The organism is Exiguobacterium sp. B2(2022), assembly GCF_028823655.1.
Classification (GTDB): domain Bacteria; phylum Bacillota; class Bacilli; order Exiguobacteriales; family Exiguobacteriaceae; genus Exiguobacterium; species Exiguobacterium aestuarii_A.
Genome location: NZ_JAPEHX010000151.1, coordinates 1 through 656, shown reverse-complemented (window position 1 = coordinate 656; position 656 = coordinate 1). Strand labels below are relative to the sequence as shown.

Genomic DNA, 656 nt, shown 5'->3' with positions numbered 1-656 from the left:
CGAGGAGTTTGGCATCGACGTCGTCATTGAAGGAGTCGAGACGCTTCAGCAATTAGAAGTTCTGCGCCGTCTTAATTGCAAAATCGTCCAAGGATATCTTTTCAGCCGACCGCTCGGGATAGAAGCGTTCGCAAATTTATTGGAGACCCCGATTCTGACGACGAACCAGAGTGGGCAGACCGTGACGCGACAAGGTTTTTCTATTGACGCGACGATCACGATTCACCGATTAAATCGGAAGGAAGTCACAATTGGCTCGACTCCCGTCCTACTTACGAAAAGTAGTCAGCAATCACTCCATTTTTATGCGACGGTTCGTCTTCCCGTGACGAAGAACATCGAATTAAAGATGTTGCTCTCCCATTCCGATGAACAAATTGAGCTCTTTGTCCAACCGAAAAGTATGATCGAGCTCGATAATGGTATCTATGAATATGAGGCGACTTACCTCAACCGAAGCGATGCACGTTTGATCAGTACGATCCTCCAAAAACAAATGAATGTGCCTTGACGAACAGAAGCCGCCTTCTCACTTGAGAAGGTGGCTTCTGTTTTAAAAATGAATTTTTTGGAATAATTATAAATAAATTTGGTTCAACGCCTCATGCTATTTTTAATACGAAATATCTTATTCACATGATGACATCTATAAAAAA

General features: G+C 43.0%; 1 protein-coding gene. It reads left to right on the top strand.

Annotated elements, in window-relative coordinates:
- A partial coding sequence (locus tag ON063_RS14765) for an EAL domain-containing protein (protein WP_274665643.1) occupies window positions 1–511 on the top strand: 511 nt, incomplete at its 5' end.
- Window positions 512–656: the final 145 nt, after the last annotated feature.